Origin of the sequence: Pseudomonas sp. SJZ077, from assembly GCF_007993905.1 — a bacterium.
In the GTDB taxonomy this organism is placed as follows: domain Bacteria; phylum Pseudomonadota; class Gammaproteobacteria; order Pseudomonadales; family Pseudomonadaceae; genus Aquipseudomonas; species Aquipseudomonas mandelii.
The window spans coordinates 37,959-61,254 of sequence record NZ_VIUJ01000009.1; the positions used below are offsets into that span (position 1 = coordinate 37,959).

Below are 23,296 nucleotides of genomic sequence, written 5' to 3' on the forward strand. Positions count from 1 at the left end.
CTTGAGCTTGTGTGAACCTAAGCCTCCCACCCCGCGCCACTGACCGCCGCCTGCGCCAACGGATGCAAATCCGCCCCGTGATGTTCTGTCTGCCAGGCCAGCAATTCCTTGCGCATGCCCGGCGTCCAGTACATCTGCAGGTGATTACGCACACCGAGCACGGCCGCTTGCTGGTCCGGTTCGGTGGCGAAGTACAGGGCGATCTGGTTGACCATCTTGATCAGGTTCTCCGTACTCATCGGCGCACCTCCGCTTTAGCGCCACGGGCATGCCGGCGTTCCTTGAGCAGACGGTCCTGTTCATCACTGAAGGCCTGATAGCGTTTTTGCCACTCGGAAGGGTGGTAGACGCGGCTGACTTCCACGGCGGTGACCTTGTACTCCGGACAGTTGGTAGCCCAGTCGGAGTTGTCGGTGGTGATGACGTTGGCCCCCGATTCCGGGAAGTGGAACGTCGTGTACACCACGCCCGGCGCGACCCGCTCGGTGACCCGCGCACGCAGTACGGTCTGACCGGCGCGGCTGCCGATGCCGACCCAGTCGCCTTCGTTGATGCCTCGGCTCTCGGCATCGGTCGGGTGGATTTCCAGGCGGTCTTCATCGTGCCAGGCGACGTTTTCGGTTCGCCGTGTCTGAGCGCCGACGTTGTACTGACTGAGGATGCGCCCAGTGGTCAGCAGCAGGGGATAACGATTGTTGACCTTCTCCTCGGTGGGCACGTACCCGGTGAGCATGAAGCGCCCTTTGCCGCGCACGAACTGATCGATGTGCATGGTCGGCGTGCCGTCCGGCGCCGCGGCGTTGCACGGCCATTGCAGGCTGCCGTGGCTGTCCAGTGCTGCGTAACTGACGTTGGTGAAGGTCGGCGTCAGGCTGGCGATTTCATCCATGATTTGCGACGGATGCGTGTAGTTCATCGGGTAGCCCAAGGCGTTGGCCAGCGCCACTGTGCCTTCCCAGTCAGCCTTGCCACCCAGCGGTTCCATGACCTTGCGCACCCGCGAGATACGCCGCTCGGCGTTGGTGAAGGTGCCGTCCTTTTCCAGGAACGAGCTGCCCGGCAGGAATACATGGGCGAACCTGGCGGTTTCGTTGAGGAAAATGTCCTGCACCACGATGCATTCCATGGCCGACAGGGCTGCGGTGACGTGTTGGGTGTTCGGGTCGCTCTGGGCGATGTCTTCGCCCTGGCAATACAGGCCTTTGAAACTGCCGGCCAGGGCCGACTCGAACATATTCGGGATACGCAGCCCCGGGTCGGGTTGCAAAGTGACGTTCCAGGCCTGTTCGAACTGCGCCCGTACCACTTCGTTGGAGATGTGCCGGTAACCGGGCAATTCGTGGGGGAACGAACCCATGTCGCAGGAGCCCTGAACGTTGTTCTGTCCACGCAGCGGGTTCACGCCCACGCCTTCGCGGCCGATGTTGCCGGTGGCCATGGCGAGGTTGGCGATGCCCATGACCGCAGTGCTGCCCTGGCTGTGCTCGGTGATGCCCAGGCCGTAGTAGATCGCCGCATTGTCGGCACCGGCATACAGGCGAGTGGCGGCGCGGATATCGGCAGCGGCGACGCCGCAGATCGGGCCGAGGACTTCCGGCGAGTGTTCCGCACGGCTGACGAACTCGCTCCAGCGAGCGAAATCGCTGCCCTCGCAACGGGCGTCGATAAACGCCTGATCGAGCAAACCTTCGGTGACGATGACGTGGGCCAACGCATTGAGCATGGCGACGTTGGTGCCCGGGCGCAGGGCCAGGTGCAGTTCGGCGCGGGCATGCACCGCGTCCACCAGATCAATGCGCCGTGGGTCGATGACGATCAGGCGTGCGCCTTCACGCAGGCGGCGTTTGAGTTGGGAGGCGAACACCGGGTGGGCGTCGCTGGGGTTGGCGCCCATCACCAGAATCACGTCGGCCTGCATCACCGAGTCAAAACTCTGGGTGCCGGCGGATTCGCCCAAGGTTTGTTTCAGCCCATAACCGGTCGGCGAGTGGCAGACCCGCGCACAGGTGTCGACGTTGTTGTTGCCAAACGCGGCGCGCACCAGTTTTTGCACCAGGTAGGTTTCTTCGTTGGTGCAACGGCTGGAGGTGATGCCACCAATGGAGTCGCGGCCGTACTTTTGCTGCAACCGACGGAATTCGCCGGCGGCGTAAGTCACCGCTTCATCCCAGCTGACTTCCTGCCACGGGTCGTTGATGTGTTTGCGGATCATCGGTTTGGTGATGCGATCCGGGTGGGTGGCGTAGCCCCAGGCGAAGCGCCCTTTGACGCACGAGTGACCATGGTTGGCCTGGCCGTTCTTGTCCGGAACCATGCGCACCAGCTGGTCGCCTTTCATCTCGGCGCGGAACGAGCAGCCCACGCCGCAATAGGCGCAGGTGGTGATCACGCTGTGCTCCGGCTGACCCAGTTCGACCACGCTTTTTTCCATCAGCGTCGCGGTAGGGCAGGCCTGCACACAGGCGCCGCAGGACACGCATTCGGAGTCGAGGAAGTTATCGCCACCGGCCGCCGCCACCCGGGATTCAAAACCGCGTCCGGTAATCGTCAGGGCAAAGGTGCCCTGGGTTTCTTCGCAGGCACGCACGCAGCGGTTGCAGACGATGCACTTGCTCGGGTCGTAATCGAAATAAGGGTTGGAAGTGTCCTTCACGTCGGCCAGATGGTTATCACCTTCATAGCCGTAACGCACTTCCCGCAGGCCGACCTGACCGGCGACGGTTTGCAGCTCGCAGTTGCCGTTGGCCGAGCAGGTCAGGCAGTCCAGCGGGTGATCGGAGATGTACAACTCCATGACATTGCGACGCAGGGTCGCGAGCTTCGGCGTCTGGGTGTGCGCGGTCATGCCTTCGGTGACCGGCGTGGTGCAAGACGCGGGATAGCCGCGCATGCCGTCGATCTCCACCAGGCACATGCGGCAGGAGCCGAAGGCTTCCAGGCTGTCGGTAGCACACAGTTTCGGAATGGTCGTGCCCATCAACGCGGCGGCGCGCATCACCGAAGTGCCTTCGGGCACGCTGATGCTGCGACCGTCGATGCTCAGGGTTATCTGCACGTCGCTGTCGCGGGCCGGGGTGCCCAGATCAATGTCGGTTTTCGGGTCGAAGAGGGTAATCATTGGTCGGCCTCCGAAGATTGCAGACCGAAGTCGGCGGGGAAGTACTTGAGGGCGCTGACCACCGGAAAGGGGGCCATGCCGCCCAAGGCGCACAGCGAACCGTATTGCATCGTGTCGCACAGGTCCTTGAGGATGATGACCTGCTCATCGCGACCACTCTGGTCCGGCGCGGCCAGCAGACGGTCGATCACCTCCACGCCCCGGGTCGAGCCGATACGGCAGGGCGTGCATTTGCCGCAGGATTCCTCGGCGCAGAACTGCAGGGCGAAACGCGCCATTTGCGCCATGTCCAGGCTGTCGTCCGCGACCACCACGCCGCCGTGACCGAGCATTGCGCCGATCCCGGCGAACGCTTCGTAATCCAGCGGCGTGTCGAATTGCGACGGCGGCACCCAGGCGCCGAGCGGGCCACCGACCTGTGCGGCTTTCAACGGTCGGCCACTGGCGGTGCCACCGCCGTAGTCTTCCACCAGTTCGCGCAGGGTCAGGCCAAAGGCCCGTTCTACCAGGCCACCGTGAAGAATATTGCCCGCCAACTGGAAGGGCATCGTGCCCAGGGAACGGCCCATGCCGTAATCGCGATAGAACTGCGCACCCTTGGCCAGAATCAGCGGCACCGAGGCCAGGGTCAGCACGTTATGCACCAGCGTCGGCAGGCCGAACAGGCCCTTCAACGCGGGAATCGGCGGCTTGGCGCGAACGACCCCGCGCTTGCCTTCGAGCGAATCCAGCAACGCGGTTTCCTCACCGCAGATGTAAGCGCCGGCCCCGACACGCACTTCCATATCAAAAGCCAAGCCGCTGCCGCCGACATTGGCCCCGAGGTAACCGTTGGACCGGGCAATCTCCAGCGCCTCGTTCAGCGTGGTGATGGCCTGTGGGTATTCCGAGCGCACATAGATGTAGCCGTAGCTGGCGCCGACGGTGATGCCGGCAATGGCCATGCCTTCGATCAGCAGGAAGGGATCGCCTTCCATCAACATGCGGTCGGCGAATGTGCCGGAGTCGCCTTCGTCGGCGTTGCACACAATGTATTTCTGCACAGCCTGGGTGGCGCGTACCGTGCGCCATTTGATCCCGGCGGGGAACGCTGCGCCGCCACGGCCACGCAGGCCTGAATCGAACACTTCCGTTGCAGTTTGATCACCGCCAACGGTCACGGCTCTCGTTAAACCTTCGAAACCGCCATGGGCCCGGTAATCATCCAGCGACAACGGCCGAGTGATACCGGCGCGGGCGAACAGCAAACGTTGTTGAGACTTCAGATAGGGCAATTCTTCCACCAGGCCCAAGGCCAGTGGGTGCGAGGACGGCTCACCTTGCAGCGCATCGAGCACCGACGGCACATCGCTAGCGGTCAGCGGGCCGAAGCCGATTCGGCCTTGCGGGGTGTCCACTTCCAGCAAGGGTTCCAGCCAATACAGGCCGCGAGAGCTGGTGCGTTGCAGGTCCTGACCGGCAAGGGCAGACGCCACCGCATCGGCACCCACGGCACGGGCAAGAGAATCACAGGGTAGATAGAGGCTCATGCGTCCTCCCGGCAAGCGTCGAGCAAAGCATCGAGACGCTCGGCACTGAGCCGCGCATGCACCTGACCATCCAGCTCCAGCGCCGGCGAACAGGCGCAGGCACCGAGGCAATACACCGGACGCAAACTGATGCTGCCGTCGGCGCTGCTGCCGTGATCATCCAGTTGCAGGCGATCACGCAACTGCGCGGCGAGCTGCTCGGCGCCACGACTCTTGCACGACTCAGCCCGGCACAACCGCAGGATATGCCGGGCCGGCGGCGCGGTACGGAAGTCATGGTAAAAGCTGATCACCCCGCGAACCTCGGCCTGACTCTGGTTGAGCGCGTGGGCAATCTCGGGGATGGCGGCATCGGGGATGTAACCGATACCGGCCTGAATCTCATGAAGGATGGGCAACAGTGCACCCGCAGAGCCTTTGTGGCGCTCCAGCACGCTGTTGACCATAGGCAATTGCAACATCTCATCAGGCATACAGCATTCCTCACGGTCACGGACAAACCAGGTGGTTGTCGGTCGTCCGAAAGTGTCGGCTGCGGCATTCACACCACGTCACGGTATCGTGGCATTGTCAGGCCGTTGGCCAGGGCACCCTGAGCGGGCATCTTGTTGTGCCCGATACGGTCTTCGCCGCACCTCTATTGGGCATAAAGGGCAGCTTGCCACGCTGCTATTGATCGAACTGCACCAAAGCGACGTGTTCGGTTCTGCCTACGACTCTCCAGTAAGTCTAGAAGAGCACAAAGCCAAGCGTTTGCTTACCGAATATCTTTCAGATACGCCTTGAGTACGATGAGCGGGCGATCCACCTCGCTTGTGCCAAGCTGAAGGGTGTTGAAGCGCCGAGCATTCAATTGCCGGTCAGGCAAACCCCCAAAGGGCCCATAACATGAACATCGCTCATGCAGCACACGTCCGTCGAGAATTCTATAAAGCCGTCAGGTTCTACTTTCACGTTGTCTGGCCGATTTTTTCCATCCTGCTGTTTTTGATCGTACTGTTCGGTCTGATCATCAGCTATCTGGAAGGATGGGGTCCTTTTGACGGTATCTACTTCGCGTTCGTGACCGGCCTGACCATCGGTTATGGCGATCTCGTCCCGAAACTGGTCGTCTCGCGGGTGCTGGCGATTTTGCTGGGGTTTAACGGGGTGCTGATGACGGCAATATTTGCGGCGATCAGCATTCGGGCGATTGAAAATGCGGTGCGGGCGACAGACCACCTGGAGTAGGGGACGTGGCGGCGTAGTGGGAAATACGCTATGAAGCCCTGCTCGCGATGTTCATTTGAAAACAGGGAAAGACTGATGATTGATTTCAACAACAAAGGATTCTTCAAGCTCAAGCAAAACGACGAATACGCCGCACGCGTTTCCGACCTCTTGATCGACGGCGAACACGTCATCGACGCTTATAAGTCCATGCGCGACGGCGTGGTGTTCACCAACAAACGCATCATCGCCGTCAACGTCCAGGGCCTCACCGGCAGCAAAAAAGACTTCACCTCATTACCCTACAAAAACATCGTGGCGTACTCGGTGGAAACTTCCGGCACGTTCGACCTGGACTCCGAACTGGAGGTTTATTTCTCGTCGTTGGGAAAAGTGAAATTCGAATTCACCGGCAGGACATCAATGGTCGAAATCTCAAAACTGATCTCCCAGCACTTGCTCTAACCCCAACACGAAAAAGCCCCGAAAACTCGGGGCTAACTGCCTAAACACACATCCAATGTGGGAGCGAGCCTGCTCGCGAAAGCGCCAGACCAGCCACCATCAACGCTTAAAGCTAGCCACTACTTTCCAGCCTCAGCCCCCACCCGCTTAGGTGTCGGCAAAAAACCAGTGTTTTATGTGGCGTCGGCGTAGACATGATGATCAGGCTTCGACAGCATCAATCCCAATCGCGCCCGATCCTCTGGTGCTGGCTCAGTCCGGCATTACGTTCGGGCCTTCTTGTTTCTGGAACATGGAAATTGGCTTAACCGCCCCCCTGTGGGAGCGAGCCGTAAGCGGCCGGCCAACGCACCTTTCTGACACTTTCGCTTGAGGCGATGGTGTCCACCTAAATTTAAGTGGACACCATTCGGCCGGCAGAGAACGCATCAGCGGGGTGGCGTCTTGGAGCGTCCCTGAGTTCAATCCGGATTTTCGCTTATGCCCGCTCGTTTGGTTGTGGGACTAGCTAGCAGACGGCGCTGGATAGAAATAACTGCTCCTACGCAGTTGCAGACTGTATACCCAGATCCCGAAAACCAGGGCGTACTCCTTAAACATCGGGAGCGTCAGCAGGTGCACGATAGATCCGCTGCGCATCTGGCTGAGGGAGAAAGTCACACCTAATGCCAGGGCTAGAATAAAGCACAACGAGCTGCTCTTTTTCCTGCCCAGTAGCATCAACCCGCCTACGCACATCAGAAGCGCTACGGTACAAACATTGAGCAGCACCAGGATCGAAATATCCCCTTGTCGGGTTTGTTCAAATCCTTCATTGACCACCCAAAGACCTGCTTGAATCAAGACGATGAAGCAGTAAAAGACAGTCATGAAGACCGGGACGGGACGTGTGGTGTACCAAGGCTGAGGCATGTTTGCTTCCATAGTGAAGTTGCTCCTGGAGGATTGGGCGCAGTCGCGGATTATAGGGGGGGTATACGAACCTTTCTATACGAAGCATGGGTGTCTCTGCTGCATATCCGTCCGGGTATCAGGCCTTGCGTAACTAAACCGATTGCCACTTATGCGGCAGCAACTGTTCGATTTCACTCGCCCGCTGCGACGGCAGACGCGTGAGAACGTCCTTCAGATAGGCATAAGGATCATGCCCATTGAGCCGCGCAGACTGGATCAAACTCATGATCGCCGCCGCCCGTTTGCCGCTGCGTAGTGAACCTGCAAAGAGCCAGTTCTTACGACCAAGTGCCCACGGCCGGATCTGGTTCTCCGCCCAATTATTATCAATGGGTACGGCCCCATCATCGAGATAGCGCGACAACGCCGCCCAGCGTTTCAGGCTGTAATCCAAAGCTTTGGCGATAGCCGAGCCCTCGTGCACAAACTGGCGCTGGGCGATCATCCAGGTATGCAAGGTGTCCATCACCGGCACAGCTTTTTCTTGCCGTATTCGGTGGCGTAAATCCGGTTCAAGGTCGCGGGCTTCCTTCTCAATTTCGTAAAGCAACTGGATGTAGCGCAAGGCCTGTTCGGCGAGCTGGCTCTTGTTGGTGGCGTGCAATTCGAAGAACTTGCGCCGTGCATGGGCCAAGCAGCCGATCTCGGTGACACCGAGTTCGAAGCTGGCTTTGTAGCCGCCAAAATCATCGCAAACCAGCTTGCCCTTCCATTCTTGCAGGAAGTTGCGGGCGTGCTCTCCGGCGCGGCTAGGACTGAAGTCGTAAACGACCGCTGCCAAGTTCGAGAACCGGCTGGTGGCGTAGGCCCAGACATAGGCTCGGTGAGTCTTTTTAGCGCCCGGCGTGAGCATCTGCACCGGGGTTTCATCGGCGTGGGTCACGCTATGTTCCAAGACGGCATCACGCAAGGCATCGACCAGCGGTTGCAACTGCGCACCGCAGTTGCCGACCCATTGCGCCAGGGTCGAGCGGGCGATGGCCAAACCGGCTCGACCGAAAATCGATTCCTGACGATAGAGCGGCAAATGATCCGCGAACTTGGCGATCATGACGTGGGCCAATAGCCCTGCGGTTGGGATACCTTTGTCGATGACCTGAGCCGGAACCGGCGCCTGGATCAGGGTTTCGCACTGATTGCAGACCCACTTGCCACGGATGTGACGCTCAACGGTGAACACGCCCGGCGTGTAGTCGAGTTTCTCGCTGACATCCTCACCGATGCGCTTGAGGGCGCAGCCGCACTGGCAGTGGCTGTTATCGGGTTCGTGGTGGATCAGGGTACGCGGAAACTGCGGCGGCAAGGCGCTGCGTTTAGGCTTTTGCCGAGCCTCGGTCGAAGCGGGAGCAGGTTTCAGCGCCTCAAGTTCTGCTTCGATGGCCGCGATGTCGGTGTCGATCAGGTCATCGAGCAGGCTGGTTTGATCCGGGCTTAATTGCTCGCTGCGCTTGGCAAACTTGAAGCGCTTGAGCTGCGCGATCTCGTGGGCCAGTTTCTCGTTGACCGTTTTGTGGTGGTGGATTTGCTTGCCCATCGTCTCGACTTTCTGATCGAGTTTCTCGACGCGCTGCATCAACTGCGCCGCCAGGGCGCGCAGTTGTTCAGGGGTTAGGTGATCAAGATTGGGGAGCGAAGTCATGCCGCCGACTTTGCCAGAGCAGGCGAAAACCGACGACAGGCTCATCGGACAATTGCGCGGCCTGGCGGGTCGTGGCAGACGTTATAGGATGGAAATCGCGTTGCCTGGCCCGACTCTTTGCCAAGGCAAACCCAGCACCAGAGCATGCAGTTGTTCGGCACCTAATTCCATCTGAGAGCCGTGCCGAGAACCCGGCCAGAAAAACTTGCCCTGGTGCAAACGCCGGGCCGCCAGCCAGATGCCCAGCCCGTCGTGCACCAGCACTTTGATGCGATTGGCGCGGCGATTGGCAAACAGATAAGCACAGTGCGGCTGCGCCGCACCGAACACTGCTACCACCCGAGCCAGAGCAGTGTCGGTACCGGCGCGCATGTCCATGGGCTCGGTGGCGAGCCAGATGGCGTCGATGCGGATCATCGCAATAGATCTCGCAGAAAGGTGGCGCAGGCAGAAGCGCTTTCGGTCGGCCAGTTCACTTTGACGGTGCCATGCGGGTGTGGGATTTCGAGACAGATAGTCGATGACGCGCAATCCGACTTTGCCCCGATAGCCGGCAAGGGTAGCGGAATGAAAGGAGGTTGCAGCGCCATGGTTTTCTGCGTTTTCACTCGAATCCATTTATGGACGAGGTTCGCGTTGAGGCTGTGGCTCAGCGCAATGCTGGCAATCGAGGCCCCGGGCTGGGCGCACTCATGAATGACCTGGGCCTTGAAGGATTTGGAGTAGGAACGGCGTTGTGGCTGCATGAAAGACCCGCTTATAAAGGCTAGAACTGGTGTCCACTTAAATTAAGTGGACACCATCGCCTTTGGCGTCGGGGTCAGGAAGGTGTGTTGGCCGGACGTATACAGCGAGCCTGCTCGCGAAAAATTCAAGGCAACCATCACTCCCACTGAATGCCCCAGCCCGCGACCAAACCCGCCCCTACATGCGTTATGCCTGACGTCTAAAAACCAGAAGCTACCCTTCAGCCTCCGCCGCCTGCTTCGACATCGGCGCAACCTTCCGATCCCGCGTTAGCACCTTCACCGCATCATCAACCACCGCCTTACTCATCGCCGTCAAATAATGCGCAGCCCAGGAGTGGCGGTCGGTGTCTGTGGCGTACGCGGCATCCTCGTTCAGCTTTTTGGCGAGAAACAGAAAGTCAGAAGCCATGGATAAGGCGTCGCCGAGGGGAACACCGCGAGTGACGTGGAACAGTGGTTGATCGGCGCAGTAAATGGCAGGGGTTAGGCCGATGGTTTTGAGTTCGGGTTGATCGGTCATTTGCCACCTCCGGTGATGGAGAGGCGGTGGGAGAGCGTGGATGGTGGGGCGTTACGCAACTGGGAGTCGCGTTGAGGGAAAAGCCAAATTTTGTACGGATTGATGCTGCGCATTATCAGACTCCTTGATATGTGAAGCTGCCGCATTCGTTTCCACACGAATGGGTGACAGCTGTGCGCAGGGTGGAAAACCGGGAATCAAGGAAACCGGCACGCCCGAAGACGTCCCACGCACAGCCGCCATAACTCACGCCGCAGACACAAAAAAAGCGCCGGCAGACGTGATGGGGGCGCTGTTGCGCCTTGAATTACACGGGTTTCCACACCCGGTCGCTGAATTGGCAGCGACGGTGGGAGCGTATCGCGGAGACTCGTTTCCTGCAACCGCAGCACGCTCCAAAAATATGGTCTTTTGCTAGAAAGTGATTGGTTTTGAGCGTCAGAGAGGCGTCATTGAGACCTTCCGTCACGTCAAATATTTCAAAGCTATGGTGCTGTGGGAGTGGATCTTATTAAGTCACCTAAGCCGGAACACGAAGGCGTGTTTTTAAGTTCTGCTCGGAAAGGGTTTTCACTCTAAAATTTATTAGTTAGGGGGGCTGTAGCCGAGTCGTGTTTAGGCAGGGTTACGCTTAGGCATGCACACGATATCTGTTATTTTTCTAAATAAATCAGATGTTTATGGTCTGGTTGATATTGCAAAAAAATTGATTCTTAGCAATTGCTGCATTCTACTTTAGGGGGGGGCGCGAGCAAGCATTACTAGTTTATTTGTATTGTTTTCATCTAGGTACTATTAGTGTTGAAGTCGCTGTTGAGGTCGTAGTATCATTTTGCCTTTATCTGGTTGTGTGTGAAAAAATACGCTATATGCTTAACTGAGGCTTCGATTTTTTTGGTGGGTGTATGGATTCGATATGTTTTTGAAGCTGGGTGTGAGAAATGGATAACTATGCTCGCGCTGTGCTAACTCTGGATGACGTAGAGTTGGAGTTGTTTGTTAGAGATTGGGTGTCTAATAAATTAGAGACATATGTAGAGGTATGTAGATTTTCGGGCGCAAAGGACTTAGGTAGGGATGTCGTAGGTTTTTTGACTGCCGATAAACATGAAGGAGCTTGGGAGAATTATCAGTGTAAACAATACGCAAAGCGTGTCCCGACCGATACGGCAATTTGCGAGCTTGGAAAGATTTTGTATTATTCTATGCAAGGTGATTTTACACCGCCCACTAAGTATTTTTTTGTCGCGCCGAAAGGTCTAAATAGAAACTTGGAAACATTGATATTTAATCCAAGCAAGTTGAAGGCTAAACTAGTTGATGAGTGGGATAAATATTGTAGATACAAAATAATTGAGGGGGGGGATATTCCGTTAACGGAGGAGTTGTTGGCGGTTTTGGAAGGATTTAATTATTCAAATGTCATGCGTATAGCGCTAGAAGATATGCTCTCAGATCCCGCAGCAAAGAAGGTTCTTTATAAATATTTTGGTGCCGATCCTGGGGTGTCTCCCAAAGGGGTCGTGCCAGTAGTTGTTCTAGAGTCAGAATCTGAGTACATAAAGCAGTTAGTCGGTGCCTACGCTGAAAAGGAGTGTGTGGTTTTCAATAGTCATGAAGACTTAGGTTCTTATCCTCAATATCAAAAAAATCTAACATTGCAGCGGGAGCGTTTTTTTGATGCTGATGCATTTAAGCGATACTATCGAGATAATACCGACCCAACTGTTATTGTTGGATTTGAAGAAGATGTTTTGCACGGTGTTGTAGATGTTTTTGAGGCTGAGCATCAGAATGGAATGGAAAAAATTCAATCAGTAATGGCCCAAGCTGCTGCTGTCCAGACTTCAGGGGCTACTGCCAAATATGCCAGAGTGCCAGTGAAACAGGGTATTTGCCACCACTTCGTCAATGATGGAAAATTCAAATGGATAAGTTGAATGACTCAGGCGAGCGCTCCTTGTTTAATAGCCCGATTGAAACGGGTGTAAGGTCATTAGTGATTTTGAATGCCACATATCCTTCTTCGCACGATATAAATGAATTGGTTTGGTTTGATCATTTAGTTGTACACAGTGCTGATCTCGGTGGTCCGCCAAGTATCCATCCTAAGTTACCGCAGAGGAGTGGCGAAATACTTGTGCGTCGAGAACTAGTTCAAAATGGGTTGAATTTAATGCAAAAATTTGGCTTGATTTCAGTTGTGCCATCAAGTAGTGGTATCTGCTACCAAGCCACAGAAAAAGCATATCCGCTGGTACAACTGCTGTCCTCAGAGTATTCAAATACTCTAAAAGATAGGGCGAAGTGGCTTGCTGTTACTGTTGCGTCATTGTCAAAGGTTGACTTAAGAAGTGTGATTACTTCAAAAATAGGTAATTGGGCGGTTGAGTTTCAAAGTGATCTTTTAATGGAGTCGGAAAATAATGGACTATAAAGGAATAATAATTAGAAGCTTGGAGTTTGTCGGTATTCAAGAAAAGCCGGTAAAACTGAATTTTGAAGCAGGCTTGAATCTTGTCTATGGAGCTTCAAATACAGGAAAGTCTTTTGCGCTAAAAGCAATAGATTTCATGCTTGGAGGAGGGGGTAGCCTACCCGACCTTCCTGAAAAGAGTGGCTACGATACAGTCTTAATGGGTATAGAGTTGCGTGGTGTGGGGCAATATACGATACAGCGTTCGTTGGCAGGAGGAGCTTATAAGTTTTTTAATGGGTTATACGAATTTTCGGGACTTCCAGAAGATTTCAAAATTCTCCAGCCAACTCAACGAAGTAAAGATAAGGAAAGCCTTCCTGGATTACTGTTGGATTACCTTGGACTTTCGGGTAGACAACTAGCAAAAAACCAATCTGGGGAGAAGGAGAACTTTAGTTTTCGAGAGCTTATGACGTATGTTCTCGTCGACGAAACAAGCATTCAAGCTGAACGATCCCCTGTTGAATCTGATCTCGGACCCGTAGCACGACCGAAAGAGCGTAGTGTTTTTAGGTCGTTATTAACTGGCGCCGACGATAAATCAATTATTCCTGTTCTGGATTCAACCAGATTCAATGCATCGAAGTCAACAAAAATTGAAGTTATACAAAGTCTGCTTAAGGATGTCGAGTCACGATTAGAGGAGTATCCAGATACTTCCGATTTGCATTTTCAGAAAGATCGACTTGATGCAAGTTTAGATGAGATTAGATTGCAGGTTCAGTATTATAGGTCTTTGTCAACTGACTTGCTAGCCGAAAAAAGAGAGTTGGCACGAGCACTGTCTCAGTCTTCGGATAGAGTAGATGAAATTCGTCTGCATCTGCAAAGATTTTATCAGCTGAATAGCATTTATGATTCAGACATTGCTAGGCTTACCTCTATTGAAGAGGCCAGTTTTCTGCTGTCTTTAGAGGAGGCAGATTGCTCTGTTTGTGGAGCTCCTCCCGAAGCGCAGAATACTAAGGGGCAACTGGATCAAGTAAGGAGTGAGCAGCAGTCGGCACTGATCGAAATCCAAAAAATAAAAACACTTCAATCTGAACTTGAGTCAACTATTGCGGCTCTGCGTGTTGAGTTGCATAGAATGGAGGAGGACAGGCCTGCAATTGAAGAGCGACTTGCAGAGATAGAGTTGGCTCTGGCAATTAAGTTGCCCGAGGCAGGCGAGAAGCAGTTATCGCTTAATGAAATTATTAGCAAAAAAGATCAGGTTGTCAGAGGTATAGCGCTTCTAGATCAGAAGGAAAGTTATCTTCTGAAAATCAAAGAATTTGAAGGGTTAAAAGCACCTGCAAAATCAGATCGCCCCAATCTCTCTGTGCCTGGGGATGTTATTCACGAGTTTTGCAAGGTCGTTTCTCGAGTGCTGAAGGAGTGGGGGTTTCCGGGTGAGCACTTAGTGAGTTTTGATAAAGATAAATACGAAATAATAATTGACGGAAAGTTGCGCGTAGACAACGGTAAGGGCGTTCGTGCGATCACACATGCCGCTTTTAAAGTGGCACTTTTAATTTATTGTAGGGAGAATAATCTTCCGCACCCAGGTTTCGTGATTTTAGATTCACCGTTGTTGACATATCGAGATCCTTTAAAAAATCCTAGTCGTGGCGCACTTACAGAGGATGAAATTAAGCTATCTAAAACGTCTGTAAAAGTGAATTTTTTTGAGCATTTGTCGAAAATGAGTGCTTTTGGTCAATTTGTAATTTTGGAGAACATAGACCCACCTGCAGGTATAGAAAAAATCGCCCATGTGGAAGTTTTTTATGGTAGTGCAGGTGGTGGTAGATATGGATTGTTTCCAATGATACCTTCAAATTAATAAGAGTTTGGACGGTGCCGTATTTATGGTTTGACTGGGTTCGATTATGTTTCGTTATCAGCCAAACATTTTTAGTGGGAAGGGGGTGGATTTATTATTGGATTGACGCTCGAAAATATATTCTTACTCTTTTGTCCGGCCCTTTTGTCCCCCGCGAAGGTGGCGACCAAGAGCGGGAATTGGCAGAGAGTATTGTAAGTGGAGTGAGGACCTGGAGTTTCCACTCCTTTGCCTCCAAACAGATTATGGGGCTGGCTAAAACTTATGATCACGAGGCAAGTCGCGAAGATACAGAGGTAGGCATTAGGCGTCGATTGCACTAATGATTCGTTTGGAGTAGAACGGTGTAAGTGTTAAACACTGCTCAATTTTTTAGTTCGTTTTTTAGAAGCCGTCTGTATTCAAGGAGATAATAGTGACAGCGAGAAAAGAAGCTGATGGTGAACAGTCAACATTCATTTTAGAGGAGGTTTTTCCAGACGCGGAAGGGATTTTTTCAGCTCGGTTTCAAAAGCTAAGCGATAGCTATAAAAATGCTCTGTTTGTGTTTGATACCAATGTGTTGCTGCTTCCCTACTCAATGAGAAAAGAAGGGCTGATGCAATTAAGGGATTTATATAAGAGGCTTATTTCGGATAAGAGGCTTTTTATTCCTAAAAGGGTTGCTAGAGAGTTTGCTAGGAATAGAAATAAAAAGCTTGCAGAAATCCACCATTCGTTAATGCAGTCGAAAGTTGGGAAAAATAAAAACGTATTAGGGTATCCGATCTTGAATGGATTGGATGAAAAAACGAAGATAGATGAAGCACTAGTGGAGTTAAATAAAGCGGAGGCGAATTACTATAAGGCTATTGATGCGCTTGCCAGCACGATTCGTGGGTGGGAGTGGAATGATCCTGTTAGCGCGATTTACTCTGAATTGTTTACGGTGGAGGTTTTGATTGAGCATAAAAAAAATAACTCCGAACTGATTGCAGAATTAGACCGACGGTTTAAATTGAAGATTCCGCCAGGCTATAAAGACTCTGGTAAGGATGATGGTGGAGTTGGCGACCTATCGATTTGGCTTAGCGTGTTGGAATTGGGTAGTAGTGAAAAGCGGGACATAATTTTTGTAACGGAGGATATTAAGCCAGATTGGTGGAATCAATCTAATGGTTCTGAGTTTCTGCCTAGATTTGAGTTGATAGATGAGTATCGTAGGTTTTCAGAGGGGAATACTCTTCATATAATTAGGCTTTCCAAATTGCTTGAGCTGTTTGAAGTGGAGAAGGAGTTTGTTGAGGAAGCCAAAGAAGCTGAAAAGAATAGAAAGGAAGCGTTCTTGCGAGTATTTAATGGCTTTAAGGAAGAAAGAAAAAGAAAAAGCATCATATTTGGTAAGTTGACAAGAGAGGAACAGCTTTCGGAAGTGCGAGCTTGGTTTTATTCTAATTATGAGGATCCGGCAGAGTCTTGTCCGTATGAGTCACGTGAAGGGGGGTATCAATTCATCTGGGGTGGTCCATATGATGCTAGAGAAGAAATAGATCGTGAGTTTAGTGATATCGCATCTCAGTCGATAATAGATGAAGTTGTTTCGGAGCTTGAGGGTCAATGCTTTGAGTGGTCTGGTTGTCCTGAATATCAAGAAGATCAATTATGAGTGTTGCGTACAATAATTTTATTTGTGAATGTTCCTGTATTTGTTTAGGTTATTAGTTTCTGTGGGTTGGTGTTTGATGGTGCAATGTTTAAATTTGAGAAAGTAGTGTAAGGGGGTGGTTCACATTTAAACTCTGTTATAGGGCGGAATGTGATCTGTCCTTTGTTCATTTTTCTTTAAATTTTGTGTTTGTTGGAGGCCGAGCTGTTAGTTTAGACAAAGGAAAAAGTTGGGCGGATTTATTATTGAATTGACAGGGGAATCAGTATTGGTCGGCTATCGCTCGCTCCCGCTTTAAGATACCCGCCTTCATTCATTGAATGTCTTTCAGATAATCCTTGAGCGTAATGAGCGGGGTATCAAGCTGCTCCATCACCTGAATATTGCCCAATTCACCTGCCAACCTCCGCAACTCCCACCCCAACGGGGTATCAGCGCCGCCTATAGCGGCCAGCGCCAAATCTACACAGTGCGCCACTCGAAACTGAATCCCCTCAATATCCCTCCGGCGCACCAGCAACCCAAATACCTCCCGCTCGTAATCGCTCATGATCGGATCATCCCGCAGAATCGGACTCGCCCCCTCCTTCTCATAAGCCAGCTTGAGGCAGAACAGAGCAACAGTTTCCAGCAGCAATTCCATGGGGGTGAATCCTTGAGAAGGGTCGTACCGACGTAGGATGCGAGAAATCAAAAAGCATCGTCAGCAAGCCGGCTCCTAGAGGCCGGCGGGGCGTCAGCCACTTTATCGCAGACGAAAAAAAGGCCTTGCCAAAGCAAGACCTTTCTTAATTTTGGTGCCCCGAGGGAGACTCGAACTCCCACTCCTTTCGAAAACGGATTTTGAATCCGCCGCGTCTACCAATTCCGCCATCAGGGCTCAATGGCGGCGAAGTATAGAGATGAGATTACCGTCGGTCAATCAGGTACATAGAGAATTTTCACTATTTCGGCTAGACTTCCGGCCCCTGCTAGACGAACCCCATCATGCGCGTTGCTGACTTTACTTTCGAACTCCCAGATTCGCTGATTGCTCGCCACCCTTTGGCCGAGCGTCGCAACAGTCGCCTGTTAACCCTTGATGGGGTCAGCGGCGCCCTGGCACACCGTCAATTCACCGATTTGCTCGAGCATTTGCGCCCGGGCGATTTGATGGTGTTCAACAATACCCGGGTGATTCCGGCGCGGCTGTTTGGCCAGAAGGCTTCCGGCGGCAAGCTGGAAATTCTGGTGGAGCGTGTGCTCGACAGTCATCGCGTGCTGGCCCATGTGCGGTCCAGCAAGTCGCCGAAGCCAGGTTCTAAGATCCTGATTGATGGCGGTGGCGAGGCCGAGATGCTGGCGCGGCACGATGCGTTGTTCGAGCTGGGGTTTGCCGAAGAGGTGTTGCCGCTGCTCGACCGCGTCGGGCACATGCCGCTGCCTCCTTATATAGACCGCCCGGATGAAGGCTCGGACCGCGAGCGTTATCAGACGGTGTACGCCGAGCGCCTGGGCGCGGTGGCGGCGCCGACGGCGGGGCTGCATTTCGATCAGCCGCTGATGGAGGCGATTGCCGCCAAGGGCGTCGAGACCGCGTTCGTGACCTTGCACGTCGGTGCGGGCACGTTCCAGCCGGTGCGCGTCGAGAAGATCGAAGATCACCACATGCACAGCGAATGGCTGGAAGTCGGCCAGGACGTGGTGGATGCCGTGGCGGCCTGTCGCGCTCGTGGTGGTCGTGTGGTGGCGGTGGGGACCACCAGCGTGCGTTCCCTGGAAAGCGCCGCGCGCGATGGTGTGCTCAAGCCGTTCAGTGGCGACACCGATATCTTTATCTACCCGGGCCGGCCGTTTCATGTGGTCGACGCCCTGGTCACTAACTTCCATTTGCCCGAATCCACGCTGTTGATGCTGGTTTCGGCGTTCGCCGGTTATCCCGAAGCCATGGCCGCTTATAAAGCGGCTGTTGAGCATGAATACCGCTTTTTCAGCTACGGTGATGCGATGTTTATCACCCGTAACCCCGCACCACGTGGCCCTGAGGACAAAGAATGAGTCGCCAAAGTCGTATGTCGTTTGAGTTGCTTGCTACCGACGGCAAGGCTCGTCGCGGTCGTTTGACCTTCCCGCGCGGTACCGTCGAGACCCCGGCGTTCATGCCGGTGGGCACGTATGGCACCGTCAAGGGCATGCTGCCGCGGGATATCGTCGCGACCGGCGCGGAGATCATTCTGGGCAACACCTTCCACTTGTGGCTGCGTCCTGGCACCGAAGTGATCAAGAAGCACGGCGACCTGCACGATTTCATGCAGTGGAAAGGCCCGATTCTGACCGACTCCGGTGGTTTCCAGGTGTTCAGCCTCGGCGCGATGCGCAAGATCAAGGAGGAGGGCGTGACCTTCGCTTCTCCGGTCGACGGCGCCAAAGTGTTCATGGGCCCGGAAGAGTCGATGCAGGTTCAGCGTGACCTGGGCTCAGACATCGTGATGATTTTCGACGAGTGCACGCCGTACCCGGCCGACGAGGACGTCGCGCGGATTTCCATGGAGCTGTCGTTGCGTTGGGCCAAGCGTTCGAAAGAAGCCCATGGCGACAACACGGCGGCGCTGTTCGGCATCGTTCAGGGCGGCATGCACCAGGATCTGCGCATGCGCTCCCTGGAAGGCCTCGACAAGATCGGCTTCGATGGCCTGGCCATTGGCGGTCTGTCGGTGGGCGAGCCCAAGCACGAGATGATCAAGGTGCTGGATTACTTGCCGGGGCAAATGCCGGCAGACAAACCTCGTTACCTTATGGGCGTTGGCAAACCGGAAGATCTGGTTGAGGGTGTGCGCCGCGGTGTGGACATGTTCGATTGCGTGATGCCAACCCGTAATGCCCGCAATGGGCATCTGTTCATTGATACAGGCGTGCTGAAGATCCGAAACGCGTTCCATCGCCATGATGATTCGCCGCTCGATCCGACCTGCGATTGCTATACCTGCCAGAACTTCTCCCGCGCTTATCTGCATCACCTGGACAAGTGCGGCGAAATGCTGGGGAGCATGCTCAATACCATCCATAACTTGCGTCATTATCAAGTGCTTATGGCTGGTTTGCGCGAGGCTATTCAACAGGGTACATTGGCCGCCTTTGTCGATGCCTTCTACGCCAAACGCGGGCTTCCTGTTCCGCCTTTGGACTGAGTTTTCTGACCCCAAGATTCAACATTTGCAACTGGAGTGCTAAATGAGCTTTTTTATCTCTAATGCCATGGCTGACGCTGCTGCACCTGCTGCAGGCCCAATGGGCGGCGGCTTTGAGTGGATTTTCCTGGTCGGTTTCCTGGTCATCTTCTACCTGATGATCTGGCGTCCACAGGCCAAGCGCGCCAAAGAGCAGAAGAACCTGCTGAGCAGCCTGCAGAAAGGCGACGAAGTTGTGACCACCGGCGGCATCGCCGGCAAGATCACTAAAGTGGCTGATGATTTCGTGGTTCTGGAAGTTTCCGACACCGTCGAAATGAAGTTCCAGAAAGGCGCCATTGCCGCCACGCTGCCAAAAGGCACGCTAAAAGCGATCTAAGTTTCAACTTCTACTCAATCGACGGGGCGCGCAAGGCGCCCCGCGTCATAAGCGGGCGGCGTGATGCTGAACAAATACCCTCTGTGGAAATACATTCTGATCCTGGCGGTGCTGGCGGTCGGTCTGATTTATTCCGCTCCCAATTTATATCCTGATGACCCGGCCATTCAGGTCAGCGGCGCAAGCACTGCGCTGCAAGTCAATCAGGCTGATCTGGATCGTGTGAGCGCTGCGCTCAAGGAATCCGGGATCAACTTCAAGGCAGCCACGCTGGCGGCCAATGGCAAGGGCGGTCTGATTCGTCTGACCAAGGCTGAAGACCAGCTGCCGGCCAAAGACGTCGTGCGCAAGGCGCTGGGTGATGACTACGTCGTCGCGCTGAACCTGGCACAAACCACCCCGCAATGGCTGCGCAACCTGGGCGCGCACCCGATGAAGCTGGGTCTGGACTTGTCCGGTGGTGTGCACTTCCTGCTCGAAGTGGACATGGACAAAGCCCTCGACGCACGCTTGAAAGTGTACGAAGGCGATGTAAAGAGTCTGTTGCGTAAAGAGAAACTGCGCTATCGCAGCCTGCCGCAACTCAACGGTGCCATTCAGCTGGGCTTCGCTGATGAAGCTTCCCGCGAACAGGCCCGCGCACTGATCCGCAAGAACTTCAACGATTTCGACATTGTTCCGGCCGACCTCAATGGTCAGGCGGTGCTGCGTCTGGCGATGACCCCGGCCAAGCTGGCGGAAATCCGTGAATACTCCATCAAGCAGAACTTGACCACGGTACGTAACCGCGTCAACGAGCTGGGTGTTGCCGAACCGATCGTTCAACGTCAGGGCGCCAACCGCATCGTGGTTGAGCTGCCGGGCGTGCAGGACACCGCAGAAGCCAAGCGTATCCTCGGCAAGACGGCCAACCTTGAGTTCCGTCTGGCCGCTGAGCCGGGCGCTTCGAAAGCCACTTCCGAAAGCTTCGAGTTCCGTGAAGGCAATCGTCCACCGGCACAGATCGAGCGTGGCCTGATCATCACCGGTGACCAGGTGACTGACGCCAAGGCTGGCTTCGGCGAGCACGGCACGCCAGAAGTGAACATCCGTCTGGATGGCCACGGTGGCGAGCTGATGAGTCGTGCGACTCGCAGCAACGTCGGTCGCAGCATGGCGGTGATCTTCATCGAGCAGCGCCCGGTCACCACGTACACCAAGCAAATGGTCAACGGCGTCGAGAAAGACGTTGCGGTCCAGACGTTTAAAGAAGAGAAGAAGATCATCAGCCTGGCGACCATCCAGTCGCCGCTGGGTGCTCAATTCCGCATCACTGGCCTGAACGGTCAGGGCGAGTCGTCCGAACTGGCGCTGCTGTTGCGTGCCGGTGGTCTGGCTGCACCGATGTACTTCGCTGAAGAGCGCACCATTGGCCCGAGCCTGGGTGCCGACAACATCATCAAAGGTATCGATGCATCGCTGTGGGGTATGCTGTTTGTCTCGCTGTTCATCATCGCCATCTACCGCTTCTTCGGCATCATCGCCACCGTCGCACTGTCGGTGAACATGGTGCTGCTGCTGGCCTTGATGTCGCTGCTGGGTGCAACGCTGACCCTGCCGGGTATCGCCGGTATCGTATTGACCATGGGTATGGCGGTCGACGCCAACGTTCTGATCTTCTCGCGGATTCGTGAAGAGATCGCGGCGGGCATGACCGTGCAACGGGCAATCAACGAAGGCTTCGGCCGGGCATTTACTGCGATTCTCGACGCCAACCTGACAACGTTGCTGGTCGGCGGGATTCTCTTTGCGATGGGCACAGGTCCAGTCAAAGGCTTCGCAGTGACCATGTCCCTCGGGATCTTTACCTCGATGTTCACGGCCATCATGGTGACCCGCGCGATGGTCAACCTGATCTTCGGCGGTCGTGACTTCAAGAAGTTGTGGATTTAAGGGGCTGCCATGTTACGTACAATCAACTTCATGGGCGTTCGCAACGTTGCGTTCGGCGTCACATTGTTCCTTACCGTGCTGGCTTTGTTCAGTGTCGCCACCAAGGGCATGAACTGGGGCCTGGACTTCACCGGCGGTACGCTCATCGAGCTGACCTACGAGCGTCCGGCCGATGTCACCAAGGTGCGTGAGCAGCTGGTCACTTCGGGTTATCACGAGGCAATCGTGCAGAGCTTCGGTGCGACTACCGATTTGCTGGTGCGTATGCCGGGTGAAGACCCGCAGCTGGGCCATCAAGTGGCAGAAGCGCTGCTGAAAGTCGGCGGCGACAACCCGGCGACGGTCAAGCGCGTCGAGTTCGTCGGCCCGCAGGTGGGTGAAGAACTGCGCGACCAGGGCGGCCTCGGCATGCTGATGGCGCTGGGCGGTATCCTGATCTACTTGGCTTTCCGCTTTCAGTGGAAGTTCGCGGTCGGTGCCATCGTTTCGCTGATCCACGACGTGATCGTGACCATCGGTATCCTGTCGTTCTTCCAGATCACCTTCGACCTGACGGTGCTGGCGGCGGTACTGGCGATCATTGGTTACTCGCTCAACGACACCATCGTGGTATTCGACCGGGTTCGTGAGAACTTCCGTGTACTGCGCAAGGCCAGCCTGATCGAGAACATCAACATCTCGACCACGCAAACCCTGCTGCGCACCATGGCGACGTCGATCTCCACCTTGCTGGCGATCGCGGCCCTGCTGTTCTTCGGTGGCGACAACCTGTTCGGCTTCTCCATTGCCCTGTTTATCGGTGTTCTGGCGGGTACTTACTCGTCGATCTACATCGCGAACGTGGTGCTGATCTGGCTGAGCCTGAGCAGCGAGGACCTGATTCCTCCTGTGGCCACTGACAAGGAAGTCGACGACCGTCCATAACGGCCATCGCTCCTCCAGCTGTCAGCCCAAAAAGGCGCGAGTTGAACTCGCGCCTTTTTTTATGCTCCAAGGCTGGGAGAAGCGCGGGCTTTGCCCGCATGTGATGGTCAGGAGGTTCATGTGAACAAGTCGTTGCTGGTTGGTGCGGTATTGGGTGCTGTCGGTGTAACAGCCGGGGGTGCTGTTGCCACCTACAGCCTGGTTAAAAGCGGCCCTGAGTATGCGCAAGTGCTAGCCGTTGAACCGGTCAAGACACAAATCAAGACGCCACGTGAAGTGTGCAAGGATGTAGCAGTAACCCGGCAAGCGCCGGTGAAAGATCAACACCAGATCGCCGGTACGGTGGTCGGTGCATTAGCCGGTGGTTTGCTGGGTAACCAGATCGGCGGCGGTACCGGCAAGAAGATTGCCACGGTCGCAGGCGCTGTCGGTGGTGGTTATGCGGGCAACAAGGTTCAGGAAGGCATGCAAGAGCGTGACACCTACACCACGACTCAGACTCGCTGTAACACAGTGAATGACATCAGCGACAAGGTTGTAGGCTACGACGTTCGTTATTCGCTGGATGGCAAGGAAGGCAAGGTGCGGATGGATCGTGATCCGGGTAACCAGATTCCGGTCGACAAGGAAGGCAAGCTGGTCCTGTCGCAGAACGAACAGGCTCACTAAAAAACTGCAATTCAGATTCAAAAAGAAGCACCCGGATGGGTGCTTTTTTTTGCCCACGATTTAAGCGACACAGCAAATCCCCTGTAGGAGTGA

Annotated in this window: 21 protein-coding genes, 1 tRNA gene and 1 pseudogene; 12 read left to right on the forward strand and 11 right to left on the reverse strand. The window is 54.6% G+C overall.

Translation table 11 applies throughout. The annotated features are described in order from the left end of the window. Positions 1-17: 17 nt before the first annotated feature. The 4 genes from FBY01_RS15250 to FBY01_RS15265 are packed head-to-tail and all read right to left on the reverse strand — an operon-like array spanning position 18 to position 5,120. Entirely contained in the window at positions 18-239 is a 222-nt protein-coding gene (locus FBY01_RS15250) for a formate dehydrogenase subunit delta (RefSeq protein ID WP_010457997.1), read from the reverse strand. Next, positions 236-3,118 carry a formate dehydrogenase subunit alpha gene (fdhF, locus tag FBY01_RS15255; RefSeq protein ID WP_145308412.1) on the reverse strand — a complete coding sequence of 961 codons (2,883 nt, stop codon included), beginning with the start codon at positions 3,116-3,118 and terminating at the stop codon, positions 236-238. Before fdhF ends, FBY01_RS15250 begins: the two co-directional genes overlap by 4 nt. Next, positions 3,115-4,647, reverse strand: coding sequence for an NADH-quinone oxidoreductase subunit NuoF (locus FBY01_RS15260; protein WP_145308414.1), 1,533 nt, complete (start codon positions 4,645-4,647; stop codon positions 3,115-3,117). The genes fdhF and FBY01_RS15260 overlap by 4 nt, the downstream gene beginning before the upstream one ends. Further along, entirely contained in the window at positions 4,644-5,120 is a 477-nt protein-coding gene (locus FBY01_RS15265) for a formate dehydrogenase subunit gamma (protein WP_010457990.1), read from the reverse strand. The genes FBY01_RS15260 and FBY01_RS15265 overlap by 4 nt, the downstream gene beginning before the upstream one ends. 415 nt (positions 5,121-5,535) lie before the next feature. Here FBY01_RS15265 and FBY01_RS15270 point away from each other — a divergent pair, with 415 nt between their 5' ends. Together FBY01_RS15270 and FBY01_RS15275 are read left to right on the forward strand one after the other, a co-directional pair. Then, the gene (locus FBY01_RS15270) at positions 5,536-5,877 is read left to right on the forward strand and encodes a potassium channel family protein (protein ID WP_010457988.1); all 342 of its coding nucleotides are present in this window, start codon (positions 5,536-5,538) and stop codon (positions 5,875-5,877) included. Between the two features lie 75 nt (positions 5,878-5,952). Then, the gene (locus FBY01_RS15275; protein ID WP_010457986.1) at positions 5,953-6,321 is read left to right on the forward strand and encodes a PH domain-containing protein; all 369 of its coding nucleotides are present in this window, start codon (positions 5,953-5,955) and stop codon (positions 6,319-6,321) included. A gap of 504 nt (positions 6,322-6,825) precedes the next feature. On the opposite strand, the gene FBY01_RS15280 is transcribed toward FBY01_RS15275, so the two are convergent. The 5 genes and pseudogenes from FBY01_RS15280 to FBY01_RS15300 form a co-directional block, all read right to left on the reverse strand. Next, positions 6,826-7,233 carry a hypothetical protein gene (locus tag FBY01_RS15280; RefSeq protein WP_145308557.1) on the reverse strand — a complete coding sequence of 136 codons (408 nt, stop codon included), beginning with the start codon at positions 7,231-7,233 and terminating at the stop codon, positions 6,826-6,828. Positions 7,234-7,366: 133 nt separating this feature from the next. Then, a complete protein-coding gene (locus tag FBY01_RS15285) occupies positions 7,367-8,914 on the reverse strand; it encodes an IS66 family transposase (protein ID WP_145308416.1) in 1,548 nt (515 codons plus the stop codon). A gap of 81 nt (positions 8,915-8,995) precedes the next feature. Next, a complete protein-coding gene (tnpB, locus tag FBY01_RS31860) occupies positions 8,996-9,532 on the reverse strand; it encodes an IS66 family insertion sequence element accessory protein TnpB (protein ID WP_256664422.1) in 537 nt (178 codons plus the stop codon). A 44-nt stretch (positions 9,533-9,576) separates the two neighbouring features. Next, positions 9,577-9,660, reverse strand: a pseudogene (locus FBY01_RS31865) (IS66 family insertion sequence element accessory protein TnpB); the annotation flags it as partial. 214 nt (positions 9,661-9,874) lie between these two features. Next, positions 9,875-10,183 carry a DUF3077 domain-containing protein gene (locus FBY01_RS15300; protein ID WP_145308422.1) on the reverse strand — a complete coding sequence of 103 codons (309 nt, stop codon included), beginning with the start codon at positions 10,181-10,183 and terminating at the stop codon, positions 9,875-9,877. A gap of 941 nt (positions 10,184-11,124) precedes the next feature. On the opposite strand from FBY01_RS15300, the gene FBY01_RS15310 reads away from it, so the two are divergent. From FBY01_RS15310 to FBY01_RS15325, 4 genes are all read left to right on the forward strand, one after another. Beyond that, on the forward strand, positions 11,125-12,123 hold the full coding sequence (locus tag FBY01_RS15310; protein WP_145308424.1) for an ABC-three component system protein: 999 nt from the start codon (positions 11,125-11,127) through the stop codon (positions 12,121-12,123). Further along, positions 12,111-12,620 (forward strand): ABC-three component system middle component 2, encoded by a 510-nt coding sequence (locus FBY01_RS15315; protein WP_145308426.1) that lies wholly within the window; start codon positions 12,111-12,113, stop codon positions 12,618-12,620. The genes FBY01_RS15310 and FBY01_RS15315 overlap by 13 nt, the downstream gene beginning before the upstream one ends. Then, a complete protein-coding gene (locus tag FBY01_RS15320; protein ID WP_145308428.1) occupies positions 12,610-14,487 on the forward strand; it encodes a hypothetical protein in 1,878 nt (625 codons plus the stop codon). The genes FBY01_RS15315 and FBY01_RS15320 overlap by 11 nt, the downstream gene beginning before the upstream one ends. A 415-nt stretch (positions 14,488-14,902) precedes the next feature. Next, a complete protein-coding gene (locus FBY01_RS15325) occupies positions 14,903-16,132 on the forward strand; it encodes a PIN domain-containing protein (protein ID WP_145308431.1) in 1,230 nt (409 codons plus the stop codon). 313 nt (positions 16,133-16,445) lie between these two features. Here FBY01_RS15325 and FBY01_RS15330 read toward each other — a convergent pair whose 3' ends face one another. Continuing rightward, positions 16,446-16,775: a hypothetical protein gene (locus FBY01_RS15330; RefSeq protein WP_145308434.1), complete on the reverse strand. Its 330-nt coding sequence runs from the start codon at positions 16,773-16,775 to the stop codon at positions 16,446-16,448. A 152-nt stretch (positions 16,776-16,927) separates the two neighbouring features. Beyond that, a tRNA-Leu gene (locus tag FBY01_RS15335) sits at positions 16,928-17,012 on the reverse strand. A 107-nt stretch (positions 17,013-17,119) separates the two neighbouring features. Here FBY01_RS15335 and queA point away from each other — a divergent pair. From queA to FBY01_RS15365, 6 genes are all read left to right on the forward strand, one after another. Next, positions 17,120-18,169, forward strand: coding sequence for a tRNA preQ1(34) S-adenosylmethionine ribosyltransferase-isomerase QueA (gene queA, locus FBY01_RS15340; protein WP_008025479.1), 1,050 nt, complete (start codon positions 17,120-17,122; stop codon positions 18,167-18,169). 14 nt (positions 18,170-18,183) lie between these two features. Then, positions 18,184-19,299 (forward strand): tRNA guanosine(34) transglycosylase Tgt, encoded by a 1,116-nt coding sequence (tgt, locus tag FBY01_RS15345; protein WP_010457900.1) that lies wholly within the window; start codon positions 18,184-18,186, stop codon positions 19,297-19,299. Positions 19,300-19,342: 43 nt separating this feature from the next. After that, positions 19,343-19,678 (forward strand): preprotein translocase subunit YajC, encoded by a 336-nt coding sequence (yajC, locus tag FBY01_RS15350; protein ID WP_007982729.1) that lies wholly within the window; start codon positions 19,343-19,345, stop codon positions 19,676-19,678. Between the two features lie 63 nt (positions 19,679-19,741). After that, on the forward strand, positions 19,742-21,610 hold the full coding sequence (secD, locus tag FBY01_RS15355) for a protein translocase subunit SecD (protein WP_145308436.1): 1,869 nt from the start codon (positions 19,742-19,744) through the stop codon (positions 21,608-21,610). A 9-nt stretch (positions 21,611-21,619) separates the two neighbouring features. Beyond that, a complete protein-coding gene (gene secF, locus FBY01_RS15360; RefSeq protein WP_145308438.1) occupies positions 21,620-22,534 on the forward strand; it encodes a protein translocase subunit SecF in 915 nt (304 codons plus the stop codon). A gap of 120 nt (positions 22,535-22,654) precedes the next feature. Further along, positions 22,655-23,203 (forward strand): glycine zipper 2TM domain-containing protein, encoded by a 549-nt coding sequence (locus FBY01_RS15365; protein WP_010457893.1) that lies wholly within the window; start codon positions 22,655-22,657, stop codon positions 23,201-23,203. Positions 23,204-23,296 lie beyond the last annotated feature (93 nt).